The sequence below is a fragment of the Pseudarthrobacter sp. ATCC 49987 genome (assembly GCF_009928425.1).
Classification (GTDB): Bacteria; Actinomycetota; Actinomycetes; order Actinomycetales; family Micrococcaceae; genus Arthrobacter.
Map to the genome: position 1 here is coordinate 2,314,839 of NZ_JAABNS010000001.1, position 21,620 is coordinate 2,336,458.

Sequence of the window (21,620 nt, forward strand, 5' to 3'; positions counted from 1 at the left end):
CAAAACCATGGTCACTTGGCGCCGCCGCAGAGCGCGGCGGCCTTCGCCACGAGTTCCGGGTCCCGCCAGTCGAGCCAATGGATGCGGGGGTCGGCCCGGAACCAGGTGAGCTGGCGGCGGGCGAACTGCCGGGTCGCGACAATGGTTTCCTCCGCTGCCTGCGCCGTGTCCGATTCGCCGTCGAGGACCTTGAGGAACTGGGCATAGCCGAGGGCACGCGGGGCGGTGCGGCCGAGCCGGAGTCCGGCGGCGTCGAGCGTCCGGACCTCTTCGAGCAGCCCGCCCTCCACCATGGTGTGGACCCGGCGCGCGAGCCGTTCCCGGAGCTGTTCCCGGTCCACCTCGAGCCCAATCTGCACGGCGGGCTGGAAATACTCGCGGGTGGGCATGAAGGAACTGAACGGCCGCCCGGTCAGTTCGAACACCTCGAGGGCACGGACAATCCGGCGTGCGTCGCCGAGCCGGCCGGCGGAGACCGGGTCCACGCCTTCCAGCCGCGCCCGCAACGGCGCCGGTCCGCCGGATTCCAGTTCCGCTTCGAGCCGGCTCCGGATGGCAGGATCGGTACCCGGGAATTCCAGCACGTCCAGCGCGGCACGGACGTAGAGTCCGGAACCGCCGGCCAGGATGGCACGTTTGCCGCGGGCTTGGATGCCGGCCATGAGCTCCCGGGCCTGCTGCTGGAAGTCCGAGACGCTGGCTTCCTCGGTGACGTCCAGGATGTCCAGGAGGTGGTGTGGCACTCCCCTGCGTTCGGCCTCGGTGATTTTCGCGGTGCCGATGTCCATACCGCGGTAGAACTGCATGGAGTCGGCGTTGATGACTTCGCCGTCGAGCTCCAGTGCCAGCGAGACGGCAAGATCGGACTTGCCGGAGCCGGTTGGCCCGACGACGGCGACGACCGGCAGAGCCGGTAATGCGCCGTCCGGTGTGGGTCCGGCCCCGGTGTCGGCTTTGTCGGCGGACCCTTTGCCGGCCGGGGCGTCCTGCGGAGCTGTCACGGACTAGCGGCCGCGGACAGGGAGGGTGGGCATGCCCAGCGAGACGCCCGTTGTGCCAGAAGGGGACCCGGGCGCGGGTGCGCCGCAGGAGTCCGCCTGCGACCTGTCCCAGGCATCGCCGGCGCGGGAGCGCCGAAGGCTGTAGTCCTGCGCCGATGCCGGGTCGGCGACGAGGTGGAACGCGGCGGCCTCGGTGATCGTCACAGTGACGAGGTCGCCCGGGCGGGGCGACTCGGCGCCGTCGGGCACGGAGAAGTGGACGAGGCGCTGGTCCTGGGCCCGGCCGGAGAGCCGGTGGGTTTCCTCGGATTTGCGTCCGGAGTGGGCCGTGACCATGACCTCCACGCTCCGGCCGAGCTGGCGGGCGTTCTCCTCGGCGGCGATCCTGTCCTGCAGGGCGGTGAGGCGTTCGAAGCGCTCCTGCACCACGGCCTTGGGGAGCTGGTCCGGGAGCTCCGCGGCGGGCGTGCCCGGCCGCTTGGAGTACTGGAACGTGAAGGCGGTGGCGAAGCGGGACTTCTCCACGACGTCGAGCGTGGCCTGGAAGTCCTCCTCGGTCTCGCCGGGGAAGCCGACGATGATGTCTGTGGAGATCGCGGCATGCGGGATCTTCCCGCGGACCTTGTCCAGGATGCCGAGGAACTTGGCGGAACGGTAGGACCGCTTCATGTCCTTGAGGACCTTGTCCGAGCCGGACTGCAGGGGCATGTGCAGCTGCGGCATAACGTTCGGGGTCTCGGCCATGGCGTCGATGACGTCGTCGGTGAAGGCGGCGGGATGTGGACTCGTGAAGCGGACGCGTTCCAGGCCGGGGATGTCACCGCAGGCGCGCAGCAGTTTGGAGAAAGCCTGCCGGTCGCCGAATTCAACGCCATAGGAGTTCACGTTCTGGCCCAGCAAGGTTACTTCGATGGCGCCGTCGGCAACGAGGGCCTGGATCTCGGCCAGGATGTCGCCGGGGCGGCGGTCCTTTTCCTTGCCGCGCAAGGCCGGGACGATGCAGAAGGTGCAGGTGTTGTTGCAGCCGACGGAGATCGACACCCAGCCGGCGTAGACCGAGTCACGCTTGGTCGGCAGTGTGGAGGGGAAGACGTCGAGCGACTCGAGGATTTCGAGTTGTGCCTCGTTGTTGTGGCGGGCCCGTTCCAGCAGGGCAGGCAGGGCACCGACGTTGTGGGTGCCGAAGACGGCGTCCACCCAGGGGGCCTTCTTGAGGATGGTATCGCGGTCCTTCTGCGCCAGGCACCCGCCGACGGCGATCTGCATTCCGGGATTGGCGGCCTTAGCCGGCGCCAGCATGCCGAGGTTTCCGTAGAGCTTGTTGTCGGCGTTTTCCCGCACCGCGCAGGTGTTGAAGACCACGACGTCGGCCAGTTCCCCGGCGGCGGGGACATAACCGGCGGCTTCGAGCATCCCGGACATGCGCTCGGAATCGTGCACGTTCATCTGGCAGCCGAACGTCCGCACCTGGTACGTGCGGGCCTGCGACGCGGAGGGCTGTGCCGCGGCACCAGGTGTTGACGATGCGTCGGTGGAAGGGGTGGTGCCGGCTGCTGGGGAGGGAATGGTCAAACTCACCTGTTAAGGGTACCGGGTCGGCGCGGCTCCGGGGCGTGCTCAAGAATCCGGCTCGGCTCCTGCGCCGGAAGCTGCCACAGCCTCGTCGAGGACGTCGCCCACGATCCGGAAGGCCTGCGAGGGCTGGTAGCCCTTGCGGGCGAGCATGGAAGCCAGCCGGCGGGTGGTTTTGTCCCGCTCGGCGCGGTCCTCGAACCCGGTCACGCCCCGGAGTTTCCGCTGGACCAGTTCGCGGGCCGCGGATTCCTCGTCCTCGTCGCTGAGCTGTTCCAGCGCGGCGGCGGCAGTTTCCGCCTCAATGCCCTTCTCGGCAAGTTCCCGCCGGAGCGCGCCCTTGGCGAGTTTGCGGCTCTGCGAACGGGACCGCACCCACATGTCGGCGAAGTCGGCGTCGTCAACGAGTTTCACTTCTTCGAAGCGGTCCAGCACGGCTTCGGCGACGTCGTCCGGGACGTTGCGCTCGGCCAGTTTGCGGGCGAGCTGCAGCCGGCTCTTAGGCGAGTTGGTCAGCTGCCGCAGGACAATGGCACGTGCGACCGCCGCCGGGTCCGCGTCACGGTCCTGTTCGGTGGAAGGACCCGCGCGGCGGGTCCCGTTCCCCGCACGTTCCCCGGGTCCGTCTCCGGGTCCGTGAGCGCCGGTCAGGCCGGGGGCAGGATCCCGGGAGGGGAATCCTGCCCCTTTGCGCGGCCGGCGGTTAGAAGCCGTCAACGGCCTTCAGCTTCGGTGATGCCTCGGTCTCGGCGGGGGCCTTCACTCCGACGCCGAGCTTTTCCTTGATGAGGCGCTCCAGCTCGGCAGCCAGCTCCGGGTTGTCGCGCAGGAAGCGGCGCGAGTTCTCCATGCCCTGGCCCAGCTGGTCACCGTCGTAGGTGAACCAGGAGCCGGACTTCTTGATCAGGCCGTGTTCGACACCCATGTCGATGATCCCGCCTTCCCGCGAGATGCCCTGGCCGTAAATGATGTCGAATTCGGCGATCTTGAAGGGCGGCGCCATCTTGTTCTTGACGATTTTGGCCTTGGTGCGGTTGCCGACGGAGTCCGCGCCCTCCTTGAGGGTCTGGATCCTGCGGACGTCGATGCGGATCGAGGCATAGAACTTCAGCGCCTTACCACCCGTGGTGGTTTCCGGTGAGCCGAAGAAGACGCCGATCTTTTCGCGCAACTGGTTGATGAAGATGGCCGTGGTCTTGGTCTGGCTCAGGCGGCCGGTGATCTTCCGGAGCGCCTGGCTCATCAGGCGGGCCTGCAGGCCCACGTGGCTGTCGCCCATGTCGCCTTCGATTTCGGCGCGGGGAACGAGGGCCGCGACGGAGTCGATGACAATGACGTCAAGGGAACCGGAGCCAATCAGCATGTCCATGATTTCCAGGGCCTGCTCGCCGGTGTCGGGCTGGGAGACCAGGAGGGCATCCGTGTCGACGCCGAGCCTGGCGGCGTATTCCGGATCGAGGGCGTGCTCGGCGTCGATGAAGGCAGCGATGCCGCCCAGGCGCTGGGCACTGGCGACGGCGTGCAGGGCCACCGTGGTCTTACCGGAGGATTCCGGACCATAGATTTCGACAACGCGGCCACGGGGCAGGCCGCCAATGCCCAGGGCAATGTCCAAGGCGATGGAGCCGGTGGGAATAACCTCGATGGGCGCACGGACTTCGTCGCCCAGGCGCATGACGGAGCCTTTGCCGAACTGCTTGTCAATCTGGGCAAGCGCTGCATCAAGCGCTTTCTGGCGATCCGGGGCTGCGGCCATGGTTCACACCTCTGTTACTTTCTCGCTGTGGAGGGGCCGTTGCGGGCCCTGTGTTTAGTGTTCTTGATCAGGTTGGTGATCAGTTCATTACTGAAGCTACTGGCACCCACCGACAGAGTTGTCTGCCGGCCCCGCATATGTGGAAAACACTCTGAAAAAAGCATAGTCCTACCCGAACAGATATTCGAACAATCCTTGCGGCGTGTCAGGGGCGAAGCCGCGTCAGCGCGGCTTGACGTCGCGGCCCAGCCGGCGCTCGGGCGGGACGTCCTGGACCTCACACAGCGCCAGCCACACCTGGCGGGGAGGCACACCTGCGCCCAGGGCCTGATCGGCGGTCCGGCCACCGACGCCCGCGAGGACCAGGGAGCTGCTGAGGACGCGGGAGTACCCCGCCCCGAATTCGTCGTCCATAAGGCGCCAAAAGTCACTGATTCGCACCCATAAAGTCTCTCACGGTGCGGCGGGACTCTAGAATGGTTGCCATGAGCAACCCAGCCGTTGGCCCCGGGAACCCCGGCGGCACTGACGATTCCACCGACGCGGCGCTGACCGCCGTCGAGCACCAGCTGAGCCTGCTCTGGCGCCGTGCCCGCTCGATCTCCCATCACCTCTCCCGCCAGGTCCACCCGGACATGGAACCGGCCGCGTACGGCCTGCTCACCGTGATCCGCAGCCAGGGCTCCATCCGGCTGACCGAGCTGGCGTCCAGCATCGGCGTCGGGAAACCGTCGGTGAGCCGGCAGGTCGCGTTCCTCGAAGGCCTGGGCCTGGTTTCCAAGGAAGCCGATCCGCTCGACGGCCGCGCGCAAATGATCCGCCTGACGCCCATGGGCGAGGAGAGGATGCACGAGGTGCAGGACGCCCGGCGCGAAGTGTTCCGCGAACGGCTGGGCGAGTGGCCGACGGAGGATCTGCAGACCCTGTCCCGCTACATCGCCAAACTCAACGCCACCTACGAGCGTGACGGTTTCCCCCGGGACGAACCCCACTAGCAGGAAGTTCCACCCGGCACGCAAAAGACCCCGGCACACCGCCGGGGTCTTTTGTCGAGTAGTGGGTGTCGGGGCTAGCGTGCCCCGGAGAGAAGGCCCTTGGCCAACTCGTCGTTGAGGTCGGAGTTGAGCTCACGGTCCAGGTCACGGCCGTAGCGCTGGGCAAACTCCTGCGGGACGGTGTCCGGAACCGCAACTCCCTCGGCGACGGCGACGCGGTCGCTGACTTCGCGGAGCATGCTGGAGAGCGGAACATCGAGGGCCGAGCAGATCGAGGAGAGCAGCTCCGAGGAGGCTTCCTTCTGGCCGCGTTCCACTTCACTCAGGTAGCCCAAGGAAACGCGGGCACTGTGCGAGACTTCGCGGAGGGTACGGCCTTGGCGCTGGCGGACATCGCGCAGGACATCACCGATTTCGTGACGAAGTACAACCATCTTGCGCTCCTTCTGTTCGCTCTTAGCCTGATCGGCGAGGCCCACATCCTTCCAGCGGACAACGCCGTTAACGGATACGGGCTGCTTTACCATCTGTATCGCCTTGCTCCCTCTTTATGTTGAGCCCGCTGGTCAAAGCGGACACTGATGATGCTTTCATCCTAGGCGCCTCCCTTATTCGGAAGCGACACAATGTAACAACTATTAGGAATCAAGTTTTGTTCCCGGCAACTTTACGCCCGGTAGCCTTTGGCTGCCAGAGCCTCCAGCAGGCGTTCCAGCGCCGCAGCGCAGGCCTGTCCGCGGATTTCCGGCCGGTTGCCCTCGAAGCTGTACCCGTACGACGTCGAGCCCTCCGCGGTGGCGACACCAATGTAGACAGAGCCGACGTCCTTGCCGCCGTGCGGCTCGGGACCTGCGACACCGGTGGTGGAGACGCCGATGTCGGCGCCGCAGATCCTGCGCGCCCCCTCGGCCATGGCCTCTGCCACCTGGCCGTCGACGGCTCCGACGGTGTCCAGCAGTTCCCGGGGCACCCCCAGCACATCGGCCTTGACGGCGTTCTGGTAGGACACCACACCGCCCTGGAGCATCCCGGACGCGCCCGGCGTGTCGGCCAGCATGGCGGCGACCATGCCGGCGGTGAGGGATTCTGCCGTAGCGACGGTCACGCCGAAGGCGATCGCCCCGGTGACGGCTTCTTCGGCCAGGTGATGCAGGTTGATCGAGTGGTGGAGACTGGTCATGGCTTGCCCTCCTGGATCTTCTGTTGCTGTGCCCGGATGCCGCTGGCGCGCAGCTTGAGGGCCTCGACGACATATTCGCCGCCCGTCCAGACGGTGATCGCGAGGGCCACCATCATGACCGCAAAGGCCACAAAGCCGAGCCACGGCGCGATCGAGGCCAGCGGAAGGATGTACAGGAAGATCGCCACGGTCTGGATGACGGTCTTGAGTTTGCCGCCGCGCGAGGCCGGGATCACGCCGTAGCGGATGACAAAGAAGCGCAGCGCGGTGACGCCCCATTCACGGACCAGGATCAGGATGGTGACCCACCAGGGCAGCTCCTGCAGCAGCGAGAGCATCACGAGGGCGGAGCCGATCAGCAGCTTGTCCGCGATCGGGTCGGCGATCTTGCCGAAGTCGGTGATGAGGCCGCGGCTGCGGGCGATGTCGCCGTCGAGCTTGTCCGTGTAGATGGCGACGGCGAAGGTCACCGCGGCAATCCAACGCCAGACGCCGTTCTGGGCGACCAGTCCGGGTGCGTCGAGCAGGAGGAACCAGACGAAGAACGGCACCATCACAATCCGCAGCATCGTCAGGATGTTGGGCAGGTTCCAGATCCGGGGAGCGGATCCGGCCTCGTTTGCTTCGGCGCTAGTCACCTTCCTAGGCTACCGTCCGGTGAGCGACCAGGCGTCCTCGGAGCCGCCTTCGTCATCCCCCGAGCCCCCGTCGGCGCCATCAGTGCCGTCATAATACTCGGTGTTCTGCGCCCGCCGGTCCAGGTCGGCGGCGACGAGGTCCTCCGCGTAACCGCCCTGGGCGATGTTCGCGTTGGCGTTATCGCTCAGTGCCGCGGTCTGGGAATCGGCGATGGCGGGCACGTCCATGCCCTTCATGGCCGCGAGGACGGTTGCGAGGTCATCGGGTTTGACCAACACGTCACGGGCCTTGGAGCCCTCCGAGGGGCCCACCACGCCGCGGGATTCGAGCAGGTCCATGAGCCGGCCCGCCTTCGCGAAGCCGACCCGCAGCTTGCGCTGCAGCATCGAGGTGGAACCGAACTGGGTGGTGACCACGAGCTCGGTGGCCTGCAGCAGGACCTCGAGGTCATCGCCGATGTCGTCGTCGATCTGCTTTTTCGGAGCTTCCGGGGCGACGTCGTCGCGGTAGACAGCCTTGAGCTGGCCCTTGACGTGCTCGACCACCTTGTGGATTTCCGATTCCGTGACCCAGGCGCCCTGGACGCGCATGGCCTTGGAAGCGCCCATCGGCAGGAACAGGGCGTCACCCTGGCCAATAAGCTTCTCGGCACCTGGCTGGTCCAGGACCACGCGGGAGTCGGTGACCGAGGACGTCGCGAACGCCATCCGGGACGGCACGTTGGCCTTGATCAGGCCGGTGACGACGTCGACGGAGGGACGCTGGGTGGCGAGCACGAGGTGGATGCCGGCCGCACGGGCCAGCTGGGTGATGCGGACGATCGAGTCCTCGACGTCGCGCGGGGCGACCATCATGAGGTCGGCGAGTTCGTCCACGATCACCAGCAGGTACGGGTACGGCCGGATGACCCGTTTGGAACCCTCCGGCGGGTGGACCTTGCCCGCGCGGACAGCCTTGTTGAAGTCGTCGATGTGCTTGAACCCGTAGTTGGCGAGGTCGTCGTAGCGGGCGTCCATCTCGCGGACCACCCACTGCAGGGCCTCCGCCGCCTTCTTGGGGTTGGTGATGATCGGGGTGATCAGGTGCGGGACGCCCTCGTAGGCGGTGAGCTCCACCCGCTTGGGGTCCACCATGACCATGCGGACCTCATCGGGGGTGGCGCGCATCAGGATGGACGTGATCATGGCGTTCACAAACGCCGACTTGCCGGCACCGGTGGCGCCCGCCACGAGAAGGTGCGGCATCTTCGCGAGGTTCGCGACGACGTAGCCGCCCTCGACGTCCTTGCCGACGCCGATCACCATGGGGTGCTCCGTCCGCCGGGCGTTCTGGCTGCGCAGCACATCGCCCAGCGACACGGTCTCGCGGTCCGTGTTGGGGATCTCGATGCCAATCGCGGACCGGCCGGGGATGGGGCTGAGGATGCGCACATCCGAGCTGGCGACGGCATAGGAGATGTTCTTGGACAGCGCGGTGACGCGTTCCACCTTGGTGCCCGGGGAGAGCTCGATCTCGTAGCGGGTCACGGTGGGGCCGCGGCTGAAGCCGGTGACCTGGGCCTCCACGTTGAACTGGTTCAGGGTCTCGGTCAGCGAGGCGACAATCGCGTCGTTGGCTTCGGTGCGTTCCTTGGGAATGGATCCCGGGGTCAGGACGTCCGACGGCGGCAGCGTGTACGTCACGTCGCCGGCCAGGGACAGCTGTTCGGTGCGCTGCGGAATCGGGGTGGGCAGCGGTGCCGCGGCCACGGGGTTGGACGGGACCTTCGCGGCGGCGGCCACGGCGGCGGCGCCGGGTGCCTGCGGGGCCGCGTTCAGCGAGCCGGCGGCGATCATGCCCGGGGTGACGAGCGGGATCGCCTCGGTGGCGTTCTCCCCCGCCGAGGCGGCGGCGCTCCCCGCATTGCTGCCGAGCCCCTGGGCTGCCTTGATCTTCTCGACGGCGAGCTCGGCCTGGGTGGGCCGGCGCACGCCGGGGGCGACCGGCTTGGCGCCGGTCTTGGCGCCACCGGCGACCCGGGCGGCCTCGGCTTCCTCGTCCGCAATAAGCGCCCGCTCGAAGGCTTCGTCGCCGACGTAGCCGTCGAGTCCGGCGTCCTCGTTGTGGTCCTTGCCGAAGAGGCGGCGGCGCTTCTTCTTCGCCGGAGCCGGGGTGTCGTTTTCGTAGAGGTAGCTGCGGTCGTGGCCGTCGCCGTCGTGATCCGGGTCCTGCAGGTCGATGCCCATGAGGTGCTCGTAGGCGCCACGCAGCCGGCCGGGGATGGCGCCGAACGGCGTGGCGGTGACGATCAGCAGCGAGGTGAAGGCGAGCAGGCTGTAGGCGGCCAGCGGCACGGCGGGGTGGATGGCGGCCAGCGGGGCCGCCGCGAGGTAGCCGAGCATGCCGCCGGCGCGGCGCAGCCCGTCGAATCCCTCGGCGACGGTCGGTTCCCCGCCGATGATGTGGGCCAGGCCGGAGCCGGCGAAGGTCATGATCAGGAAGCCGATCCCGATCCGGTTGTTGCCGCGGCCGTCGACGGGCTGGCGGAACAGCCGGAAGGCGCAGACAATCAGCATGAGCGGCAGGAGCAGCGACATCCAGCCGAAGGTTCCGTTGACGATTCCGTAGACCGTGTCCGGGAACCAGCCCTGGAAACCCCACCAGGCGAAGGTGGCGACGAAGACCCCGAGGGCGAGGTTGAACAGGGCTGCGCCGTCGCGGCGGTCCTCGGGGGCGAGGTCGCTGACGTCGTAGCCGATCCGGCGGACTCCCGCGCCGACGACGTGGGCAATGCCCAGCCAGGCGCCGGCCACAACCCGGACCAGCCAGGGCTGTTTGGGTTCGACGGCGGCCAACTGGCGGGTGCGCGCCGTGCCCGTTGCTCCGGAGGGCTTGCTGGTTTTGGACGCAGCCGGGCCGGAGCCCCGGGCCGGAGAGCTGCCTGATTTACCGCTGGAGTTTCCTCTAGGCGCGGAGGAAGTACGTGTCGCCATACCCGCTACGGTACCCGACGCCGGGCCGAAAACCGCGGATTTCTGGGCCTGGGCGGGGTCCATTTTGCCGGCCGGACACACAAGAACGGCCCTCCCGGTCTGCCGCAAGCCGAAGCCTGCGGCAGGCCGGGAAGGCCGTCGGAGTTCTGTTCGTGCCTGGCGCGCGGGTGCTTAGGCCTCCAGGACCACCGGGATGATCAGGGGCTTGCGGCGGAGCTTGCGGTTGACCCAGGTGCCCACCACACGGCGGACAACCTGCTGCAGCTGGTGCGTGGTGTGGTCCGAGCGGTTGAGCACGGCTTCTTCCAGCGCGGCGTTGATCTTCGGGATGATCTCGTCGAAGACGGAGTCGTCCTCGGCCACGCCGCGGGCGTGGATCTCGGGGCCCGAGACGACCTTGCCGGTGGCGCGGTGGATCACGGTGATGATGGAGATGAAGCCTTCATCGCCGAGGGTCTGGCGGTCCTTCAGGTCTGCTTCGGTGACTTCGCCGACGCTGGAGCCATCGACGTAGACAAAGCCGACTTCGACCTGGCCGACGATGTCCGCCTGGTGGTCGCGGAGGTCGATGACAGTGCCGTTGTCCGCGAGGAGGATGCTCTCTTCGGGGACACCAGAGTCCAGGGCGATCTTGCCGTTGGCGATCAGGTGGCGGGTTTCACCGTGCACCGGCATCGCGTTGAGCGGCTCGAGGATGTTGTAGCAGTACAGCAGCTCGCCGGCGGCGGCGTGGCCGGAGACGTGCACCTTGGCGTTGCCCTTGTGGATGACGTCCGCGCCGAGCTTGAGCAGGCCGTTGATGATGCGGAAGACGGCGTTCTCGTTGCCCGGGATCAGGCTGGAGGCGAGGATGACGGTGTCGCCCTGGCCGACGACGACGCGGTGGTCGCCGTTGGCCATGCGGGACAGGGCCGCCATCGGCTCACCCTGGGAACCGGTGGACATCAGCACCACGCGGTTGTCCGGCAGGTTGTCGATGTTCTTGATGTCGACCAGGATGCCCGGGGGAACGTCGAGGTAGCCGAGCTTCTCGGCGATCGCCATGTTGCGGACCATCGAGCGGCCAACAAAGGCAACCTTGCGGTTATGGTTGGCCGCGGCGTCGAGGACCTGCTGGACGCGGTGCACGTGCGAGGAGAAGGACGCCACGATCAGGCGCTTGGAGGCCTGGCCGAAGAGCCGGTCCAGGGTGGGACCAATTTCCTTCTCGGCAGTGGTGAAGCCCGGCACATCGGCGTTTGTGGAGTCCGACATGAACAGGTCCACGCCTTCTTCGCCGAGCTTGGCGAAGTGGCGGAGGTCGGTGATCCGGCCGTCCAGCGGCAGCTGGTCCATCTTGAAGTCGCCGGTGTGCAGCACGGTGCCGCCGCTGGTGCGGAGGAACACGGCGAGGGCGTCGGGGATCGAGTGGTTGACGGCCACGAATTCGCATTCGAAGGGGCCGAACTTCTGCACCTGGCCCTCGGTGACGGTCTGGGTGACCGGCTTGATCCGGTGTTCCAGCAGCTTCGCCTCGATGAGGGCCAGCGTCAGCCGGGAGCCCACCAGGGGAATGTCGGCGCGCAGGCGCAGCAGGTACGGGATGGCACCGATGTGGTCCTCGTGGCCGTGGGTCAGGACGACGGCGACGATGTCCTGGAGGCGGTCCTTGATGTAGGAGAAATCGGGCAGGATCAGGTCGACGCCGGGCTGGGTCTCCTCCGGGAAGAGGACACCGCAGTCGACGATCAGCAGCTTGCCGTCGATTTCGAAGACGGTCATGTTGCGGCCGATCTCCCCCAGGCCGCCGAGCGGAACGATCCGCAGGGTGTCCTTGAGCAGTTTCGGCGGCGTGACAAGGCCGGGAAGGGCGGTTTGGGTCATAATGCACTACTTTCCAGGCGGGTACCGGCCTGGTCCTTACTCATCAGAATCAAGCACCTGATCAGGAAAAGACCATTCCGGCTTCCGCCAAGTCCTCGCGGATGGTTTCGATCTCAGCTTCGTCCGGCTCCACGAGGGGCAAACGGACAACCGAGTTGGGCAGGACTCCCTGCCACTTAAGAACTTGCTTCGCAGCAACAGCACCCTGGATATGGGTCATCACTGCACGGACCACGGGGTCCAGTTCGAAATGTATGGTGCGGGCGGTGGCGAAATCGCCCGCAAGTGCGGCATCGATCATGGCGCGGAACTGCCGCGTCGCGACGTGCGCGGATACGCTGACGAGCCCGGCGGCGCCGGCTGCCATCCACGGCAGGGTCAGTCCGTCGTCGCCCGAGTAGACGTCAAGGTCGGTGTTGGCGAGGACCCGCGTGGTGGCGGCGAAGTCGGCCTTGGCGTCCTTGAGCGCAACAATGTTCCGGTGGTCCGCGAGCCGGATCATGGTTTCGGGCAGGATCGGCACGCAGGCCCGGCCGGGGATGTCATAGACCATAACGGGAAGGTCGGCGGCATCGGCGACGGCTTCAATGTGGGCCTGGATGCCGGCCTGGCTTGGCTTGTTGTAGTACGGGGTGACGATCAGCTGTCCGTGGGCCCCGGCCTTGGCGGCACGCTTGGCCATCTCGATCGAGTGCGAGGTGTGGTTGGTGCCGGTCCCGGCGATCACCTTGGCGCGGTCCCCCACGGCTTCCACGATGACCCGGAACAGCTTTTCCTTCTCGTCGTCTTCCAGCGTGGAGGTCTCCCCCGTGGTACCGGAGATGACGAGGGCGTCGTGGCCGTCGTCGACAAGCTTGTTGGCCAGCTCGGCGTTCTGCTGGTAATCGACCTCACCGTCGGAAGTGAAAGGCGTGACCATGGCGGTTACGAGGGATCCGAACGTGTAAGAGCGAGCGCGAGAGTCAGCCATATGAAAAACGTTACCCTGTCCCCGGCATGATGTGACAATGGCGGCGACGTGATGAAGATCAAACCCGGCCGGTCAGCCTCACCCGGGGGGCCGGCTGTTGGGATGCCGCAGCCGTCCGCTTCAGGGCAGCACGCTCCTGTGCGTAGCGGTCCAGGACGTTGTGCTGCAGGGTGGCGGTCAGCACCTCGGTCCCCGTTCCGGCCGCCTGCCGGATCACGAGTCCGTCCGGTCCCCAGAAGCCGCTCCCGCCGGCCGAGGGCCCACATTCAGTGCTGCCGCCGAGGTTGGCCAGCACGGCGAACATCCGGTTGTCCATGGCGCGGGCGCCCAAATGCAGGGCCAGCCGGTGGTCCTCGCCCGCGGTATAGAGGGCCGAGACGGCATAGAGGTCCGCGCCGGCCGCGGCCGCCTCTCCGGCATGGACCGGGCGGGCGGTATCCAGGCAGATGGCCAAAGCGACCTTCCAGCCGTCCAGCGTCAGGACGGCAGCCCGGTCTCCGGCGCTGAACACCTGCCGCTCCGGTCCGTGGAGCCAGACCTTGAAGCCGGTTTCCAGCTCACCGCTGGGGTGCAGGGCGAGCGACGCCAGGCGTGGCGTGCCGTCCGTTTCCCGGAAGGGGGCACCCACGACTGCGGTGATCCCGGTCCGCTGGCAGATTTCGCGGAGGCCGTCGAGCCGCCGGTCCGTGGCGGTCACCCACCGCCCCGGGTCCGCCAGTCCGTCCAGGTTGTAGCCCGTCAGGGATAGCTCGGGGAACACCACCAGGCGGGCGCCATGTCTGTCCGCGTCCTCGATGAGGCGGATGTGTTCGGCGGCGTTGGCGGGAATGCCGCCGTCGAGGGCCGTGTACTGGATGGCGGAAAGCGTCAGGGCGGTTCTCACCCTGCCATCCTAGGCACCGCAGTTTTCCAGCGGGCCTGTTGTTCGGATGGTTGTCCGGATGGTTGTCCGGATACGGGAAGGGAAGGTCAGCCGGCACCACCTCCCGGCGGCGTGGTGCAGTAGCGGCCCACGGCGGTTTCACGCAGGGACTCGGCCCACGACGCGAGCCGCTGGGCGGCCCGCACGTAGTGGAAGAGTTCGGTGGGAGTCAGCGATTCTAGGTCCGTCTCGGCGAGCCGGCGGGCCAGTTCCGCCCCCGGAGCCTGCGCGGAGAGGACCGTACCTTCCCGCTGCCACTGGATGTCCTCGGCCGCTTCGCCGGCCACCAATTGCCGGAAGAGGAAATCCACGACGCCGGGACTCATCGCCTTGAGGACGCCGGACACCGGGTCCGGGCCGCACTGTTCCGGCCGGGTGGAGCGGTGCGTCCCGGATGCGGGGACGACGGGCTCTGGTGTGTTGTTCATGGCCCTATGTTATTCGAACATATATTCGAACACAAGGCCGCGGCGGTCACGCAGTTTTCGACAGGCCCAGCACAGGCGGATATGAGACGATCGGGGCATGACCCCGCGCGGATTCGCTTCCTCATCCAGGACCGCCCGGGGTGGGAGCAGGGGCAGGAAAAGGCTCAGGAACAAGTCCAGGAACTCTGCGAGCACCACCGGAATCCGGCTGTCAGGCATTGACGCCGCCCGCGGATTGGCCCTCCTGGGCATGATGGCCACCCATGTGTTCCCCACCTTCGAGTCGAACGCCCAGCTCACACCCACCTGGGTGGGTCTCGTGTTTTCCGGACGGGCCTCGGCCCTCTTCGCCGTGCTCGCAGGGATCGGACTGGCCCTGTCAACCGGCAAGCAGCAGCCGTTCCAGGGTCCGCAGCTGGGGGCGGCCCGCCGGGGCGTCGCCCTCCGGGCGCTGGTGGTCGGCGCCGTCGGGCTCTCCATCGGCGGGCTCGAGGTGAACATCGCCATCATCCTGGTCCACTACGCAGTGCTGTTCCTGTGCGTACTGCCTTTCCTCGGCCTGGACATCAAGCATCTGCTGGTTCTGGCTGCCGGCTGGGTGCTCATCACCCCGGCCCTCGCCTTCCTCCTGCGGCCGTGGCTCCTCACCGCATCGCCTCCCCTGCAGCTGGGCCACAATCCGAAGTGGGAGGATCTGTCCACCCCCGCCGTGCTGCTCGGGGACCTTTTCCTGACCGGCTATTACCCCGTACTCCAGTGGATCGCCTACCTGCTGATTGGCCTCGCGATCGGCCGGCTGGCCCTCACGACGGCGGCGGTCCCGGTACTGCTGCTGGCGGTGGGAACCGTGGTGGCGGTCCTGGCCAAGTGGCTCAGCGTGGTGTTGATGGAGGACTGGGGCGGCCGGGCGGCGCTGCAGGCGTCCCTGCTGAATCCCTCCTATCCGCTGGAAAGCCTCCTGCAGGTCAACCTGGCCGGCGTGGACCAAACCGGCTCCGCCTGGTGGCTCGCCTCCAGCGCTCCGCACTCGGGGACCACGCTGGATCTGCTGCACACCTCGGGGGTGGCGGCGGCCGTCGCCGGGGCCTGCCTGCTGCTGGGCCGGCTGGTGGAGCGCACCGGAGTGGACGTGCTGCTTCCGGTCCGGGGTGCCGGTGCCATGACCCTGAGCCTGTACACGGCCCACCTGTGCGTGATGGCCTCGCTGTACGGCCGGCCGCTGCCGTCGGGGTGGACGGTTGACGGCGTGTACTGGGCCCAGGCCGTGGCGATCCTCGCCCTGGGCGGAATTTTCGGGGCCCTGGCGTGGCGGGGGCCGCTGGAGTGGGTGGCGCATGCCGCCAACCAGCTCGGCCGCTACCAGCCGGCCCGGGTCCGCTGACTGGCCCAGTACCGTGGCTCAGCACCGCGGTTCTGCCCGCTGTGGTTCTGCCCGGGCGGGCCCACGGCCGGGCGGGCCCACGGGCGGGGTGGCTCAGGCCTCGCGGGATCCGGTCCGGTACAGCCGGACGGCGTCGCGCATCGAGGCGCGGGCCCGCTTGCGGTCGCCCGCGGCGTCATAGGCGCAGCTGAGCCGGAACCAGGAGCGCCAGTCCTCCGGCGCGGCTTCCGTCTCGGCACGGTACTTCTCGAATTCCAGGTCGGCGGCCTCGCGGATGATCCGTCCCGCGGGGGTGCGCGGCAGGTTGTCCTCGGGCAGCCCGCCCTCGGCCTCGAGGATTTTCGCCAGCCGTTCGGTCCGGGCGCCAAAGAGCAGCTCGCGGACCAGGGCCCAGGCTCCAATAACCGGCAGGAGCAGATAGGCCACGCCAATCGCCTTGGCCACCGGGTTGGCGTCCGTCATCAGGAGCACCGAGCGCTGGAAGGACACCACGAGGTAGAAGACAAGCAGGAGGGTGACGGCGCCGACCCAGATCTTGGTGCGGTTGGCCTTGAAGGCAGTCAGGACGTTGGCCATGGCGCTCAGAGTCCCAGGTCCAGGTAGCCGTCCAGGCCCACGGTGAGGCCCGGGTTCGCGGCAACGTTGCGCACACCCAGCAGCACGCCGGGCATAAACGAGGCGCGTTCGAAGGAGTCGTGCCGGAAGGTCAGCTGCTCCCCCGGCCCGCCCAGCAGGACTTCCTGGTGCGCCACGAGGCCGCGGAGCCGGACACTGTGGACGCGGACACCGTCGACGTCGCAGCCGCGCGCACCGGGGCGCTCGCTCGTGGTGGCATCGGGGCTGGCGGCCAGGTTGGCGGCTGCACGCTCGGCGGAGATCAGCTGCGCGGTGCGCACGGCGGTTCCGGACGGGGCGTCCACCTTGTCCGGGTGGTGCAGTTCGATGATTTCGACCGATTCAAAGTACCGCGAGGCCTTGGCGGCAAACGCGGAGGCGAGGACCGAGCCGAGGGCGAAGTTCGGGGCGATCAGGACGCCCACACCGGGCTGGCCGGCGAGGAGTTCCTCGAGCCGGCCCAGCCGCTCCGCGTCCCAGCCGGTGGTCCCCACGACGGCGTGCATGCCGTGTTCGACGGCGAAGGCGATGTTGGCTTCGGTGCTCCCGGGGACCGTCAGATCCACCACGATCCGGGCTCCGGCGTCGACGAGGATGTCCAGGGAATCATTCCGGCCCAGCGCGGCGACAAGTTTGAGGTCCGCGGCGGCCTCGACGGCCCGCACGGCTTCGGCGCCCATGCGCCCGTTCGCGCCCAGCACGGCGACTGCGAGTTGTTCGGTCATGCCTTCAACCCTACCGCCGGGGCGGCTGCCCGCCGGAACCGCGGCCCTGCGTTACAGGCTTTCCGCACGTCGCCGGGCTGCGTGCTCCGGGCCCAGTACTTCCGCCCGAGGGCTTCGGGCTGCGTACTTCGGACTGCGTACGTTGGGCCGGACTATGCCCCCGCGCCCACCCACTCGACGGTGCCGTCGGTGAAGAACTGTTCCTTCCAGATCGGAACCTGGGCCTTGATCCGGTCGACGAGTTCCGAGCAGACCTCGAAGGCCTGGCCCCGGTGCGCGGCGGAGACGGCACAGACCAGGGCGGGATCGCCGATCTCCAGCATCCCGATCCGGTGTGCCACCCAGATCCGTACCGGCTGGGCTGTGGTGCTGTCGGTCTCAGCGCCGGTTGCAGTTTCTGTTCCGGCTGCCGTCCCGGCTGCGGCTGTCCCGGCGGCGGCTGGCCCGGCGGCCTGTTCGGCAACGAGTTGCGCGACGACGTCGGCCATCACCTGGTGCGCCGTCGGGTGCGCGCTGTAGCTGAGCCGCTGGACGGGTTTGCCGCCGTCGTGGTTCCGGACCACACCGCTGAAGCTGACCACGGCGCCCGCGGTGTCCGATTCGACGGCTGCGATGGCCTGGTCCACGGAGATGGGCTCGGCACTCAGCACCGCGTTCACCACTACAAAGGCTGGTTCAAAGGCTGGTTTAGTGGCCATGGCTGCCTTCCAGCTGGTCGCACAGGTGTCCAAGGATGGGGTCCAGCACGCTGAGTCCGTCCATGACGCCCTTCGGGGATCCGGGGAGGTTGACGATGAAGGTCTGGCCGGCGGAGCCGGCGTGGCCCCGGCTGAGCATCGCCATGGGGGTCTTGGCGGTCCCGGCGCCCCGGATGCCTTCCATGATGCCCGGGATCTCCCGGTCCAGCAGGGGAAGCGTCTGTTCCGGGGTGGCGTCGGTGGGGCTGAGGCCGGTGCCGCCGCTGGTAATGATGACGGCGGGCGCCTGGGTCAGGAGTGCGCGCAGGGCGGCACCGACGGCGTCGCCGTCCGGGACCACCATGGCCGGGTAGGCCTCAAAACCGTGTTCGGTGAGCCAGTCGATGATGACGGGGCCGGTCAGGTCTTCATAGATTCCGGCTGCGGCGCGGGTGGAGGCAATCACGACGCCGGCCTTCCGCCCGGTGGCTTCGCCGTGCCGGTGTGGTTCGGGCATGCTCATCGTGTCCAGTCCCCGCTCTTGCCGCCGCTTTTGGCCAGCACCTTGATGTCCGTCAGTACCGCGTGTTTGTCCACGGCCTTGATCATGTCGTACACGCTGAGGGCGGCCACCGAGGCCGCGGTCAGCGCTTCCATTTCGACGCCGGTGACCCCGAGGGTCTTGACCGTGGCGAACACCGTGACCGAGTCAGTGTCGAGTTCGAAGTCGACGGTGACCTTGGCGATCGGCAGCGGGTGGCACAGCGGGATCAGGTCCGCGGTCCTCTTGGCGGCCATGATGCCGGCGACCCGGGCAACGGCGAGGGCATCGCCTTTGGGCAGGTCGCCCGCGCCGAGCAGGGCCAGGACCTCGGCCGTGCTGCGGACGGTGGCGGTGGCCGTGGCCTCGCGGGTGCTCGACGCCTTGTTGGACACGTCGACCATCTGGGCTGTGCCGTCCTGCCGGAGGTGGGTCAGGCCTGCGTGTTCAGGTGCGGGGTTTTCTTCGTTCACAACATCCATACTTCCACCTCCGCGCCCTCGGCGAGCACGGCGATTCCTTCCGGCACCTGGATCAGGGCGTTGGAGTGCGCCAGGGCGCTGACGAGGTGGGAGCCGGCGCCGCCTTCCAGCCGGACGGTGCCGTCGGGGAGGACCGTGCCGCGCCGCACCTGGTGCTTGCCCGCCGGCGACGTCAGCGCCCCGGCCAGCCGCGCCCTGGCCACAGGCCGCGGCGCGGGTGAGCCGAACAGGTTTCCGAGCGCGGGCCGGAGGAACATTTCGAAGGAGACGACGCAACTCACCGGGTTCCCCGGGAAGCCGAGGACCGGGACGCCGTCGAAGGTGCCGATCCCCTGCGGTCCGCCGGGCTGCATCGCGACGGCGAGGAAGTCGACGTCGTGGCCCTCCATCGCCTGCCGGACCACCTCGTATGCCCCCTTGCTGACCCCGCCGGTGGTGACGACCAGGTCCACGTCTGCCGCGTGCCGGCGCAGCAGGCGGGCGAGTTCCTCGGGGCGGTCGGTGGAAATTCCGGTCCCGGTGACGTCGAGGCCGGCCTGGCGCATGGACGACTCCAGCAGGGTGGCGTTGGAGTCGTAGATCTTGCCGGTGCCCAGCGGGCTGCCTGGCTCCACGACTTCGTCCCCCGTGGTGACCAGCAGGACCCGCAGCGCGCGGTAGACCGGGACCTCGGTGAATCCCAGGGCGGCCAGGAGTCCCAGCTGTCCGGGTCCGAGGCAGGTTCCGGCGGCGAGGGCGAGCCCGCCGGTGCGGATGTCGCTGCCCGCGTCGCGGACGAAGTTCCGGGCCGGAGCGGCGGGCAGCCGGACCGTGGCCGGCACCCCCGGTGCCGGGAAGACGTCGGGGATGGCCTGTTCGATCGGCACGACGGCGTCCGCCCCGGGCGGCATCATGGCCCCGGTCATGATCGGGGCGGCTGTCCCGGGGGCCAGTTCAGGGGGCGCGGCCCCGGCCGCGACGGGGGCGACGACGCGCAGTTCGGCGCCGCCGTCGGGCACGTCGGCGCTGCGGATGGCAAAGCCGTCCATCTGCGAATTCGCGAACGGCGGCAGGTCCAGCGGAGCCACGATGTCCGCCGCGAGTCCGCGGCCCAGCGCCGAAAGGAGCGGGAGCCGTTCAACCCGGTCCGGGGTGCGGAGCGGGGACAGCAGCTGGCGGACCGCTTCGCGGTGCGCTTCCACGGTGACGTGCCGTGCCTGGGTGCGGTGCATGCGTTGGTGACCCCTCGTCTTGAGCCATAGGCTGAGTTCGCCGGTCCGGCTCCTGGCCCGGCTCCGTGGCCTGGCGTGTTGGCCCGGCCCGTTAGGACTTCACGTCAACTCTAACCGTGTGAAAGCCCGTGGCCCCGCTGGGCGCCACCGGCGCACGGTCCTCCACCTGCGCGGCGCCGTTGAGGTCCGTGGCCCGGACCTGGACCTCGTACTGGCCGGGGGTCAGCGGCAGGTCGAGTTTCCACTGGTACCAGGTGTCGTGGGAGATCCCGGGAGCGAGCTCCGCCTGCTCCCACGCGCCGCGGTTGACCCTGAGCTCCACGCGGCCGATTCCGGTGTGCTGGGCCCAGGCCACCCCGCCGAAGGCCACCGTGCCGGCGCGCACGGAGCGGCCGTCCCGGGGCACATCGATGCGGGACGAGGTCTTGATGGGCCCCCGCTCGCTCCAGCCGCGCGGCGTCCAGTATCCGACGTCATCCGCGAAGCGCGTCACCTTGAGCTCGGTGACCCACTTGGTGGCCGACACGTAGCCATACAGGCCGGGGACGATCAGCCGGGCCGGGAAGCCGTGCTCCAGCGGCAGCGGTTCGCCGTTCATGCCAACAGCCAGGAGCGCGTCCCGGTCGTCCGTCAGCACGTCCAGCGGGGTGCCGGCGGTCCAGCCGTCAGTGCTGCGGGACAGGACCATGTCCGCCCCGTCCTTCGGGCGTGCGAGTGCCAGCAGTTCCCGGACCGGCCAGCCGAGCCAACGGGCGTTGCCAATCAGGTCCCCGCCCACCTCATTGGAGACGCAGGCAATAGTGACGTGCCGTTCGATCAGGGGTTTGGCCAGCAGCGCGGCGAAGTCCAGGGAGATCTCGCGCTCCACGAGGCCGGTGACCTTGAGGGTCCACTGGCCCGGGTCCACCACCGGGACGCGCAGCGCGGTGTCGATCCGGTAGAAGTCCTTATTGGGAGTCACCAGCGGGCCCACGCCGTCCAGCCGGACCTCCGCTCCGGCCGGGACCGGCGGGGCCGGGGACGCCGGCGCGGGGAGCGCCAGTTTGCTGCGCAGTTCACTCACGACGGCGGCGGCGCCCCGGATCGTCGAGGCCAGGACGCCGGCGACGGCCGCGACGGCGGCCGTTCCGCCGAGCGCCTGGAAGAAGCGACGGCGGGAAGGAGGCTGCCTGGGGGCGGTCGTTTCCGGGGCGGTCGTTTCCAGACCGGGATCCGCGGGCGGGCGTGCCTCGCCGGTTTGCCACTCCCCCAGCCGCCGGACCAGCCACCGCAGCAGGATCATGGACAGGACGGCGGCGAGCAGCGGGACCGGGATCGCGTTCACGGTCAGTTCGGTCCGGCCAAGGACGGCCACGAGCCCCACCACCCCGAAGACGGCGATGATGGCGACCCCGGCGAGCCTGCGCCGCAGCTCCACAATTCCGGACAGCGCGGCCAGTGCAGCGATGAGAAGCCCCATGCCGCCCAGCAGGGCAATCTTGTCCGCCGTGCCGAAGAGCGACACAGCCCAATCCTTAACGCCCGGCGGGACCGCGTCGATCACGGCGCCGCCGACAGCAGTTACCGGGGACAGTGAGGGGCTCACGAACCCAGCCGCGAGTTCCCCCAGGGCAAGCCCCGTTCCGACGGCCACGACTCCGGCTGCGGCCGCCCAGGCGGTCACGTGCCGGGCCGGACTTGGCCGGCCGGG

Annotated in this window: 22 protein-coding genes; 2 read left to right on the forward strand and 20 right to left on the reverse strand. The window is 68.5% G+C overall.

The genetic code is table 11. The annotated features are described in order from the left end of the window. Positions 1 to 11: 11 nt before the first annotated feature. The 5 genes from miaA to GXK59_RS10880 all read right to left on the reverse strand — a co-directional run bounded on the left by miaA (position 12) and on the right by GXK59_RS10880 (position 4,770). Positions 12 to 908 carry a tRNA (adenosine(37)-N6)-dimethylallyltransferase MiaA gene (gene miaA / locus GXK59_RS10860; RefSeq protein WP_160669105.1) on the reverse strand — a complete coding sequence of 299 codons (897 nt, stop codon included), beginning with the start codon at positions 906 to 908 and terminating at the stop codon, positions 12 to 14. Between the two features lie 96 nt (positions 909 to 1,004). Further along, a complete protein-coding gene (gene miaB / locus GXK59_RS10865) occupies positions 1,005 to 2,579 on the reverse strand; it encodes a tRNA (N6-isopentenyl adenosine(37)-C2)-methylthiotransferase MiaB (RefSeq protein WP_202129112.1) in 1,575 nt (524 codons plus the stop codon). Positions 2,580 to 2,618: 39 nt separating this feature from the next. Beyond that, a complete protein-coding gene (locus GXK59_RS10870) occupies positions 2,619 to 3,104 on the reverse strand; it encodes a regulatory protein RecX (protein ID WP_237393999.1) in 486 nt (161 codons plus the stop codon). A gap of 172 nt (positions 3,105 to 3,276) precedes the next feature. Further along, entirely contained in the window at positions 3,277 to 4,329 is a 1,053-nt protein-coding gene (gene recA, locus GXK59_RS10875) for a recombinase RecA (RefSeq protein ID WP_160666695.1), read from the reverse strand. 222 nt (positions 4,330 to 4,551) lie between these two features. Next, the gene (locus tag GXK59_RS10880; RefSeq protein ID WP_160666697.1) at positions 4,552 to 4,770 is read right to left on the reverse strand and encodes a DUF3046 domain-containing protein; all 219 of its coding nucleotides are present in this window, start codon (positions 4,768 to 4,770) and stop codon (positions 4,552 to 4,554) included. A 44-nt stretch (positions 4,771 to 4,814) separates the two neighbouring features. Between GXK59_RS10880 and GXK59_RS10885 the strand changes: the two genes are divergently transcribed. Further along, the gene (locus tag GXK59_RS10885) at positions 4,815 to 5,324 is read left to right on the forward strand and encodes a MarR family winged helix-turn-helix transcriptional regulator (RefSeq protein ID WP_160666699.1); all 510 of its coding nucleotides are present in this window, start codon (positions 4,815 to 4,817) and stop codon (positions 5,322 to 5,324) included. A gap of 74 nt (positions 5,325 to 5,398) precedes the next feature. Here GXK59_RS10885 and GXK59_RS10890 read toward each other — a convergent pair whose 3' ends face one another. The 8 genes from GXK59_RS10890 to GXK59_RS10925 all read right to left on the reverse strand — a co-directional run bounded on the left by GXK59_RS10890 (position 5,399) and on the right by GXK59_RS10925 (position 14,298). Then, positions 5,399 to 5,851: a helix-turn-helix domain-containing protein gene (locus tag GXK59_RS10890; protein ID WP_066434909.1), complete on the reverse strand. Its 453-nt coding sequence runs from the start codon at positions 5,849 to 5,851 to the stop codon at positions 5,399 to 5,401. 140 nt (positions 5,852 to 5,991) lie between these two features. After that, positions 5,992 to 6,504, reverse strand: coding sequence for a CinA family protein (locus GXK59_RS10895; protein ID WP_160666701.1), 513 nt, complete (start codon positions 6,502 to 6,504; stop codon positions 5,992 to 5,994). Further along, positions 6,501 to 7,142: a CDP-diacylglycerol--glycerol-3-phosphate 3-phosphatidyltransferase gene (gene pgsA, locus GXK59_RS10900; protein ID WP_160666703.1), complete on the reverse strand. Its 642-nt coding sequence runs from the start codon at positions 7,140 to 7,142 to the stop codon at positions 6,501 to 6,503. Before pgsA ends, GXK59_RS10895 begins: the two co-directional genes overlap by 4 nt. A 9-nt stretch (positions 7,143 to 7,151) precedes the next feature. After that, positions 7,152 to 10,115, reverse strand: coding sequence for an FtsK/SpoIIIE family DNA translocase (locus GXK59_RS10905; protein ID WP_160666705.1), 2,964 nt, complete (start codon positions 10,113 to 10,115; stop codon positions 7,152 to 7,154). 171 nt (positions 10,116 to 10,286) lie between these two features. Further along, positions 10,287 to 11,978 (reverse strand): ribonuclease J, encoded by a 1,692-nt coding sequence (locus tag GXK59_RS10910; protein WP_024366762.1) that lies wholly within the window; start codon positions 11,976 to 11,978, stop codon positions 10,287 to 10,289. A gap of 61 nt (positions 11,979 to 12,039) precedes the next feature. Next, positions 12,040 to 12,948 (reverse strand): 4-hydroxy-tetrahydrodipicolinate synthase, encoded by a 909-nt coding sequence (dapA, locus tag GXK59_RS10915; RefSeq protein WP_024366763.1) that lies wholly within the window; start codon positions 12,946 to 12,948, stop codon positions 12,040 to 12,042. 58 nt (positions 12,949 to 13,006) lie between these two features. Continuing rightward, positions 13,007 to 13,831, reverse strand: coding sequence for a carbon-nitrogen hydrolase family protein (locus tag GXK59_RS10920; RefSeq protein ID WP_160666707.1), 825 nt, complete (start codon positions 13,829 to 13,831; stop codon positions 13,007 to 13,009). 86 nt (positions 13,832 to 13,917) lie between these two features. After that, positions 13,918 to 14,298, reverse strand: a complete 381-nt coding sequence (locus tag GXK59_RS10925; RefSeq protein WP_237393859.1) for a hypothetical protein — start codon at positions 14,296 to 14,298, stop codon at positions 13,918 to 13,920. A gap of 97 nt (positions 14,299 to 14,395) precedes the next feature. Here GXK59_RS10925 and GXK59_RS10930 point away from each other — a divergent pair, with 97 nt between their 5' ends. Next, positions 14,396 to 15,679 carry a heparan-alpha-glucosaminide N-acetyltransferase domain-containing protein gene (locus tag GXK59_RS10930; protein ID WP_160666709.1) on the forward strand — a complete coding sequence of 428 codons (1,284 nt, stop codon included), beginning with the start codon at positions 14,396 to 14,398 and terminating at the stop codon, positions 15,677 to 15,679. A 93-nt stretch (positions 15,680 to 15,772) separates the two neighbouring features. Here GXK59_RS10930 and GXK59_RS10935 read toward each other — a convergent pair whose 3' ends face one another. The 7 genes from GXK59_RS10935 to GXK59_RS10965 all read right to left on the reverse strand — a co-directional run bounded on the left by GXK59_RS10935 (position 15,773) and on the right by GXK59_RS10965 (position 21,593). Further along, positions 15,773 to 16,255 carry a hypothetical protein gene (locus GXK59_RS10935; RefSeq protein ID WP_160666711.1) on the reverse strand — a complete coding sequence of 161 codons (483 nt, stop codon included), beginning with the start codon at positions 16,253 to 16,255 and terminating at the stop codon, positions 15,773 to 15,775. 5 nt (positions 16,256 to 16,260) lie between these two features. Continuing rightward, complete coding sequence (dapB, locus tag GXK59_RS10940; protein ID WP_160666713.1) at positions 16,261 to 17,019, reverse strand: 4-hydroxy-tetrahydrodipicolinate reductase; 759 nt, start codon at positions 17,017 to 17,019, stop codon at positions 16,261 to 16,263. 152 nt (positions 17,020 to 17,171) lie between these two features. Then, the gene (locus GXK59_RS10945) at positions 17,172 to 17,717 is read right to left on the reverse strand and encodes a molybdenum cofactor biosynthesis protein MoaE (protein ID WP_160666716.1); all 546 of its coding nucleotides are present in this window, start codon (positions 17,715 to 17,717) and stop codon (positions 17,172 to 17,174) included. Continuing rightward, positions 17,707 to 18,219 carry a MogA/MoaB family molybdenum cofactor biosynthesis protein gene (locus GXK59_RS10950; RefSeq protein ID WP_160666718.1) on the reverse strand — a complete coding sequence of 171 codons (513 nt, stop codon included), beginning with the start codon at positions 18,217 to 18,219 and terminating at the stop codon, positions 17,707 to 17,709. Before GXK59_RS10950 ends, GXK59_RS10945 begins: the two co-directional genes overlap by 11 nt. Further along, positions 18,216 to 18,719, reverse strand: a complete 504-nt coding sequence (moaC, locus tag GXK59_RS10955; protein ID WP_160666720.1) for a cyclic pyranopterin monophosphate synthase MoaC — start codon at positions 18,717 to 18,719, stop codon at positions 18,216 to 18,218. Before moaC ends, GXK59_RS10950 begins: the two co-directional genes overlap by 4 nt. Then, entirely contained in the window at positions 18,707 to 19,930 is a 1,224-nt protein-coding gene (locus GXK59_RS10960) for a molybdopterin molybdotransferase MoeA (RefSeq protein WP_160666722.1), read from the reverse strand. Before GXK59_RS10960 ends, moaC begins: the two co-directional genes overlap by 13 nt. Before the next feature lie 91 nt (positions 19,931 to 20,021). Continuing rightward, entirely contained in the window at positions 20,022 to 21,593 is a 1,572-nt protein-coding gene (locus tag GXK59_RS10965) for a molybdopterin-dependent oxidoreductase (RefSeq protein WP_160669109.1), read from the reverse strand. Positions 21,594 to 21,620 lie beyond the last annotated feature (27 nt).

Excerpts from the sequence above, each read along its gene's own strand:
- moaC (WP_160666720.1), bottom strand. The coding sequence starts at position 18,719 with ATGGATGTTGTGAACGAAGAAAACCCCGCACCTGAACACGCAGGCCTG.
- GXK59_RS10895 (WP_160666701.1), bottom strand. The coding sequence starts at position 6,504 with ATGACCAGTCTCCACCACTCGATCAACCTGCATCACCTGGCCGAAGAA.
- GXK59_RS10905 (WP_160666705.1), bottom strand. The coding sequence starts at position 10,115 with ATGGCGACACGTACTTCCTCCGCGCCTAGAGGAAACTCCAGCGGTAAA.
- GXK59_RS10925 (WP_237393859.1), bottom strand. The coding sequence starts at position 14,298 with ATGAACAACACACCAGAGCCCGTCGTCCCCGCATCCGGGACGCACCGC.
- GXK59_RS10945 (WP_160666716.1), bottom strand. The coding sequence starts at position 17,717 with ATGGCCACTAAACCAGCCTTTGAACCAGCCTTTGTAGTGGTGAACGCG.
- dapA (WP_024366763.1), bottom strand. The coding sequence starts at position 12,948 with ATGGCTGACTCTCGCGCTCGCTCTTACACGTTCGGATCCCTCGTAACC.
- GXK59_RS10950 (WP_160666718.1), bottom strand. The coding sequence starts at position 18,219 with ATGAGCATGCCCGAACCACACCGGCACGGCGAAGCCACCGGGCGGAAG.
- GXK59_RS10910 (WP_024366762.1), bottom strand. The coding sequence starts at position 11,978 with ATGACCCAAACCGCCCTTCCCGGCCTTGTCACGCCGCCGAAACTGCTC.
- GXK59_RS10885 (WP_160666699.1), top strand. The coding sequence starts at position 4,815 with ATGAGCAACCCAGCCGTTGGCCCCGGGAACCCCGGCGGCACTGACGAT.
- GXK59_RS10890 (WP_066434909.1), bottom strand. The coding sequence starts at position 5,851 with ATGGTAAAGCAGCCCGTATCCGTTAACGGCGTTGTCCGCTGGAAGGAT.
- recA (WP_160666695.1), bottom strand. The coding sequence starts at position 4,329 with ATGGCCGCAGCCCCGGATCGCCAGAAAGCGCTTGATGCAGCGCTTGCC.
- dapB (WP_160666713.1), bottom strand. The coding sequence starts at position 17,019 with ATGACCGAACAACTCGCAGTCGCCGTGCTGGGCGCGAACGGGCGCATG.
- GXK59_RS10935 (WP_160666711.1), bottom strand. The coding sequence starts at position 16,255 with ATGGCCAACGTCCTGACTGCCTTCAAGGCCAACCGCACCAAGATCTGG.
- GXK59_RS10930 (WP_160666709.1), top strand. The coding sequence starts at position 14,396 with ATGACCCCGCGCGGATTCGCTTCCTCATCCAGGACCGCCCGGGGTGGG.
- GXK59_RS10960 (WP_160666722.1), bottom strand. The coding sequence starts at position 19,930 with ATGCACCGCACCCAGGCACGGCACGTCACCGTGGAAGCGCACCGCGAA.